The sequence below is a fragment of the Cellulomonas soli genome, assembly GCF_052036975.1.
Taxonomy (GTDB): Bacteria; Actinomycetota; Actinomycetes; order Actinomycetales; family Cellulomonadaceae; genus Cellulomonas; species Cellulomonas soli_A.
Window position 1 is genome coordinate 1 of record NZ_JBQIAR010000028.1, and the last position, 5,830, is coordinate 5,830.

Sequence of the window (5,830 nt, forward strand, 5' to 3'; positions counted from 1 at the left end):
GGACTACCAACCCCAAAAACCACGACAGCCCGAACCCTGATGGGTTCGGGCTGTCGCCGATGTCTTGCGACATCACACTGTCGGGGTGGCGGGATTTGAACCCACGACCTCTTCGTCCCGAACGAAGCGCGCTACCAAACTGCGCCACACCCCGTGGAGCCCGCTCAGGATACCCGACCGAGGACCCTGGGACGAAACCGGCTGACCTGCGGACCTGCGACAACGGCGTGTGAGGCGCCGGCTGCGCGGCAGATCAGGCCGGCACGAGGGTCAGCAGCGTCGCCTCGGGCCGACACGCGAAGCGCACCGGTGCGTACGGCGACGTGCCCAGACCACCCGAGACGTGCAACCACGTCGAGCCGGCGCCACCGCGGGCGTCCGGGCGCGGACCCGGCCAGCCGTGCAGACCCTTGGCCCGGCGGGTGTCCAGGTCGCAGTTGGTCACCAGCGCGCCCCAGCCGGGCACCGCCAGCTGGCCGCCGTGCGTGTGCCCGGCGATCGCCAGGTCCACGTCGTCGGCGTGCATCGCGTCGAGCACCCGCCGGTACGGCGCGTGCGTGACGCCCAGCTGCAGGTCGACGGGGTGCTCGGTGGCCTGCGCGCCCACCCGCACGTCGTCCGCGCCGCCGGCCGGCGGATACACGTCACGGTCCAGGTGTGCGTCGTCGGTGCCCACCAGGGCGATCCGCCGGCCGTCGACCTCGAGCACGTCGCGGCGGTTCGTCAGGTCGATCCAGCCCGCCGAGCGGAACCGCTGCACGAGCTCCTGCCACGGGAGGTGGACGACGTCGGGCACCGAGCCGCGGCGGGCGTCGCGGCCCAGGTACCGTGCCGGGTTCTTCAGCACCGGGCCGTAGTAGTCGTTCGAGCCCAGCACGAACGCGCCCGGGGTGGCCAGGTGCGGCTCGAGCGCCTCGAGCAGCGCCGGCATGGCCTCCAGGTGCGCCCAGTTGTCTCCGGTGTCGATCACCAGGTGCGGGTCGAGCGAGGCCAGGTCACGCACCCAGTCGATCTTGCGGCGCTGGCCGGGCGTCAGGTGCAGGTCCGACAGGTGCAGGATCCGCAGCGGGTCCTGCCCGGCGGGCAGCACCGGCACGGTGACCTCGCGCAGCGCGTACCAGCGCACCTCGACGAGTGAGGCCCAGGCCAGCCCCGCGACGGCAGCCGCAGCGATCCCGCCGGCTGTGCGGGCGAGGGTGGACGCTGTCATCAGGGGTTGTTCCCCCGGCCCTGGTTGTCCCCGCCGCCACCAGGGAACCCCTGCCCCGGGTTCTCGGGTGCCGGTGCCTGCCCGTTGGACAGCTTCAGCGTGATCGACGCACCGCGCGTCGCGGTCCCCGACGGGGACTGCTCGGCGACCGATCCGGCGGCGTACGACGAGGCGACCTGCTCACCGCTGACGCTGACCTTGAACCCGGCGCCCGTCAGGGTCGAGGTGGCGGAGTCGACGCTCATGCCGAGCACGGAGGGCACGGAGACCTTCTCGCCGTAGATCTCCTTGTCGTTGGCGGCGGCGAACGCGGGGTTCTCCACGCCGTCGGCCAGGGCCTCGACCATGAAGTTCTTCCAGATCGGCGCCGCGAACGTCGACCCGTAGGCGTACTTGGCGTACTGGCCGCCGACGGTGACGCCCTGCACGGGGATGAGGCCGTCCGAGTGGCCGACCCACACGGCAGACGCGAGACGCGGGGTGTACCCGACGAACCACGTGTACTCGTTCTTGTTCGTGGTGCCCGTCTTGCCGGCCGACGGGAAGTCCGGCGCACCGACGGACTTGGCGGTGCCGTTCCACACGTTGGACAGCGCGTAGTTGACGGCGTTGGCGATGCGGGGCTCGAGTGCCGGCGTGCAGTCCGCCGTGGGGACCTGCAGCGCGTTACCGTCGGGGTCGATGACGCTGGTGATCGCGATCGGCTTGCAGTAGGTGCCGCCCGAGGCGAACGTCGCGAACGCCGCGGCCATGGCCAGCGGGGCGACGTTGTTCGAGCCGATGACGTTGGCGGGCAGCACCTCGAACGGCTCGCCCGTGCCGGCCTGGTGGATGCCCATCGACGTGGCGTTGCCGATGATGCCGCACAGGTCCAGCTGGGTGGCCATGGCCATGTACGCGGAGTTGACCGAGTTCCTCGTCGCGTCGAGCACGCTCATGATCGCGCGGCTGCCCTCGCCGGAGTTGCCGAACGTGTACGGCTTCGAGTTGGAGAACTTCACCCCGCAGCTCGAGGCGTTGAACGCCGAGAACGGGTACGACATCGGGCGGCCGTCGACGGACTCGTTGAGGCTGTGCCCCTCCTTGAGCCACTGCACCAGGGTGAACGGCTTGAACGTCGATCCGGGCTGGAACCCGATCGAGCCGCCGTAGTCCTTGTCGGTGTTGAAGTTGACCGCCGTCTGGCTGGAGCCCGGCGTGGCCTCCGACGGGTTGTAGTCGGTGGTCTGCGCCATCGCGGTGATCTTGCCCGTGCCCGGCTCCACGACCGAGATCGCCGACTTCACACCCGAGGCGTCACCGACCGGGATGACAGCCTTGACCTGCGCGTCGGCGATCGCCTGCTGGCGCGGGTCGAGCGTGGTGGTGATCGTCAGGCCGCCGCGGTACAGCAGCGCGGTGCGATCGTCCTCGGTCTCACCGAACGCCGGGTCGTTCTTGATCACCTTGGTGACGTAGTCGCAGAAGTAGCCCGAGCCGGCCACCGTCTGGCTCGCCGTCTGGCAGCCGAGCCGGACCTCCTGCGTGTGGAGGGTGTCGGGCAGCGGTGTGGCCAGGCCTGCCGTGTACTCCTCCTGGGTGATGTAGCCCTGGTCGCGCAACGTCAGGAGCACGACGTCACGACGCGCCTGCGAGGCGACCGGGTCGCGGGTCGGGTCCAGGCTCGCGGGGCTCTTGGTGATGCCCGCGATCGTGGCGGCCTCGAGGTAGGTCAGCTCGGCGGCCGACTTGCTGAAGTACCGCTGCGCGGCCGCCTCGACGCCGAACACCGAGTACCCGAACTGCGCGATGTTCAGGTACTTGACCAGGATCTCGTCCTTGGACATCTGCTTCTCGAGCGTGATGGCCAGCTTGGCCTCCCGCAGCTTGCGCGCCAGACCCTCCGTGCCCTCGGCCGTGCGGGCTGCGTCGAGCGCCGCTGCACGAGCCGTGTCGTCCTCGATCGAGTCGGCAGCCTCGATGAGCACGTTCTTCACGTACTGCTGCGTCAGCGTCGAGGCGCCCTGCTGGCTGTCGCCGGCGGAGAACTCGTTGCTGACGAACGCGCGCAGCATGCCCTGCGGGTCGACGCCCGCGTGCTCGTAGAACCGCTTGTCCTCGACCGCGATGACCGCGTCCTTCATCGTCTGCGCGATCTGGTCGCCCGTGACGATCTGACGGTCCTGGTCGAAGAACGTCGCCAGCAGCGTGCCGTCGGCGGCCAGGATGCGGGACTTCTCCGGCAGGTCGCTCGGCTCCAGCACCGTCGGCAGGTCGTCGAACGCGTTGACGGTCAGGTCCGTCGCCGTGTTCGCGGTGGCCACCACAGGCAGGATCAGCCCGGCAGCCAGCACACCGCCGACCCCGGCCACCATGACGAAGGACAGCAGCAGGGCCAGCACCTGGAAGACGGTGACCTGGCGTCCGCGCGCGGGGGCAGGGTTGGGCATGCGCCCCAGGGTAACGGGGGTGCCTGTCGGCAGGGGCAGGCGTCGCGCGGCACGCGCGGACCTCCACCGGATGTGCACACGCAGGACGTCCTCCGCACGGCAGCCCCGAGACGCACGATTCCGCGGTTCGCGGGCCCGCTGGTGCGGGAGCGCTCCCCTGGACGGACGTCCGTCAGACGAAAAGACCCGAACGGAGTCTCGCCAGGGCCGTTCACCAGCCGCTACGGTCCGGTCTGAACACATGCAAGGGGGCAACGGGCGAGAGTTCGCCCGGGTAGGAGGACACTCGGTGGCTGCAGTCATGCAGGACGCGCACTGGGCGGCACGCGCGGCGTGCGGCAAGGGTGGCAAGAACGGCAAGGACGGCAAGGACGGCACCCCGGAGTTCGCCCCGGACTCGCTGTTCGTCGAGGGCGCCGCCCAGCGGGAGGCCCGGTCGGTCTGCCAGACCTGCCCGGTGCGGCTGGAGTGCCTGGCGGACGCGCTCGACAACCGCATGGACTTCGGCGTCTGGGGTGGCATGACGGAGCGGGAGCGCCGCGCACTGCTGCGCCGCCGCCCCGAGGTGCGCTCCTGGCGGCACGAGCTCGTCGGCTCCGGCGAGATGGTCTCGGCCACCTGACGTCGAGCGACGCTCGGTAGGGTGGCGCCATGGCGACCCAGTGGGAGTACGCGACCGTTCCGCTCATCATCCACGCCACCAAGGCGATCCTGGACCAGTGGGGTGCCGACGGGTGGGAGCTCGTCCAGGTCATCCAAGGCCCCGACATCGGCCTGGTGGCGTACCTCAAGCGCCCGAAGGAGGCGTGATGGGTGCCGCAGCCCGGCTCACCGAGCTCGGACTGACCCTGCCGGCCGTCGCCGCGCCCGTCGCCGCGTACGTGCCGGCGGTCCGCACCGGCGCGCACGTGCACACCTCGGGCCAGCTGCCCTTCGTCGCCGGGGCGCTCCCGGCCACGGGGAAGGTCGGCACCGCCGACGGGCTCGTCGACCCGCAGGACGCCACGGCGTTGGCCCGCACGGCCGCGCTGAACGCGCTCGCGGCGGTGGCCTCCGTGATCGAGGCCGAAGGCGGCCCGTCCGGTGCCGACGCGCTCGACCGCATCGTCCGCGTGGTCAAGGTCGTCGGCTTCGTGGCCAGCGACCCGTCGTTCACCGGGCAGCCTGGCGTCATCAACGGGGCGAGCACCCTCCTGCAGGACGTGCTCGGCGACGCCGGCGTGCACGCACGCTCCGCCGTCGGCGTGGCCGTGCTGCCGCTCGACTCGCCCGTCGAGGTCGAGATCGTCGTCGAGACCCGCTGACCTCGCACGACCCGACCCACGCACGACGAAGGGGCCCCGTCCGGACGGACAGGGCCCCTTCGATCGTCTGCGGTCAGCGCGCGCGGCGCTCCAGGCGGTCCACGTCGAGCAGCACGACGGCGCGGCCCTCGCGGCGCACCCAGCCGCGCGCGGCGAAGTCGGCCAGCGCCTTGTTGACGGTCTCGCGCGACGCGCCGACCAGCTGGGCCAGCTCCTCCTGCGTGAGGTCGTGCGCGACGCGGATGCCCTCGTCGACCTCCTCGCCGAACCGGGTCGACAGGTCCAGCAGCGCCTTGGCGACACGGCCGGGCACGTCGGAGAAGACCAGGTCGGCCAGGGCCTCGTTGGTGCGGCGCAACCGGCGGGCCAGGGCCTGCAGCAGATGCTGGGCGACGGTCGGCTGCGCGTCGAGCCACGCGACGAGGTCCTGGTGGCCGAGCTCGAGCAGCGTGGTGTCGGCGACGACGGTGGCGGTGGCGGTGCGGGGGCCCGGGTCGAACAGGGACAGCTCGCCGAACATCTCGCCGGGGCCGAGCACGGCCAGCAGGTTCTCGCGGCCGTCGTTGGACCGCCGACCCAGCTTGATCTTGCCCGAGCGCACGACGTACAGGCGGTCGCCGGGCTCACCCTCGTGGAAGATCACGTCGCCGCGGGCGACGTCGAGAGTCTTCATCGACTCGATGAGCGCTGCCGACGCAGCGGGGTCGAGCCCCGCGAACATCGGTGCCGACAGCACGATGTCGTCCTCCACGCTGGCACCTCGCCTTCCAGGTCGTGCAGGTCGCCGTGAGCAAGGGGAGCGGGCGCACACCCCGGGGCGGAGGTGCACCGGAGGCATGGCCGCAGATCAGCGACCGTTCACCGGACAGTCTGCCCCATCGCGGTGG

General features: G+C 71.3%; 6 protein-coding genes and 1 tRNA gene. 3 read left to right on the forward strand and 4 right to left on the reverse strand.

Annotated elements, in window-relative coordinates; all coding sequences use genetic code 11:
• Positions 1 to 80 precede the first annotated feature (80 nt).
• The 3 genes from ACTHAM_RS17330 to ACTHAM_RS17340 form a co-directional block, all read right to left on the reverse strand.
• Positions 81 to 154: transfer RNA gene (locus ACTHAM_RS17330), tRNA-Pro, on the reverse strand.
• A gap of 99 nt (positions 155 to 253) precedes the next feature.
• Positions 254 to 1,210 carry a metallophosphoesterase gene (locus ACTHAM_RS17335; protein ID WP_440689771.1) on the reverse strand — a complete coding sequence of 319 codons (957 nt, stop codon included), beginning with the start codon at positions 1,208 to 1,210 and terminating at the stop codon, positions 254 to 256.
• On the reverse strand, positions 1,210 to 3,639 hold the full coding sequence (locus tag ACTHAM_RS17340; protein ID WP_440689773.1) for a transglycosylase domain-containing protein: 2,430 nt from the start codon (positions 3,637 to 3,639) through the stop codon (positions 1,210 to 1,212). The genes ACTHAM_RS17335 and ACTHAM_RS17340 overlap by 1 nt, the downstream gene beginning before the upstream one ends.
• Before the next feature lie 301 nt (positions 3,640 to 3,940).
• On the opposite strand from ACTHAM_RS17340, the gene ACTHAM_RS17345 reads away from it, so the two are divergent.
• Genes ACTHAM_RS17345 through ACTHAM_RS17355 form a run of 3 tightly spaced genes read left to right on the forward strand, consistent with a single transcriptional unit; the run spans position 3,941 to position 4,943 of the window.
• The gene (locus tag ACTHAM_RS17345; protein WP_440689781.1) at positions 3,941 to 4,261 is read left to right on the forward strand and encodes a WhiB family transcriptional regulator; all 321 of its coding nucleotides are present in this window, start codon (positions 3,941 to 3,943) and stop codon (positions 4,259 to 4,261) included.
• Between the two features lie 29 nt (positions 4,262 to 4,290).
• A complete protein-coding gene (locus ACTHAM_RS17350) occupies positions 4,291 to 4,449 on the forward strand; it encodes a hypothetical protein (protein WP_440689775.1) in 159 nt (52 codons plus the stop codon).
• A complete protein-coding gene (locus ACTHAM_RS17355; protein WP_440689777.1) occupies positions 4,449 to 4,943 on the forward strand; it encodes a RidA family protein in 495 nt (164 codons plus the stop codon). The genes ACTHAM_RS17350 and ACTHAM_RS17355 overlap by 1 nt, the downstream gene beginning before the upstream one ends.
• Positions 4,944 to 5,016: 73 nt before the next feature.
• Here ACTHAM_RS17355 and ACTHAM_RS17360 read toward each other — a convergent pair whose 3' ends face one another.
• Complete coding sequence (locus ACTHAM_RS17360) at positions 5,017 to 5,694, reverse strand: Crp/Fnr family transcriptional regulator (RefSeq protein ID WP_440689779.1); 678 nt, start codon at positions 5,692 to 5,694, stop codon at positions 5,017 to 5,019.
• Positions 5,695 to 5,830: the final 136 nt, after the last annotated feature.

Coding starts and splice junctions, on each gene's coding strand:
- ACTHAM_RS17335 (WP_440689771.1), bottom strand. CDS start 1,210: ATGACAGCGTCCACCCTCGCCCGCACAGCCGGCGGGATCGCTGCGGCT.
- ACTHAM_RS17340 (WP_440689773.1), bottom strand. CDS start 3,639: ATGCCCAACCCTGCCCCCGCGCGCGGACGCCAGGTCACCGTCTTCCAG.
- ACTHAM_RS17345 (WP_440689781.1), top strand. CDS start 3,941: ATGCAGGACGCGCACTGGGCGGCACGCGCGGCGTGCGGCAAGGGTGGC.
- ACTHAM_RS17350 (WP_440689775.1), top strand. CDS start 4,291: ATGGCGACCCAGTGGGAGTACGCGACCGTTCCGCTCATCATCCACGCC.
- ACTHAM_RS17355 (WP_440689777.1), top strand. CDS start 4,449: ATGGGTGCCGCAGCCCGGCTCACCGAGCTCGGACTGACCCTGCCGGCC.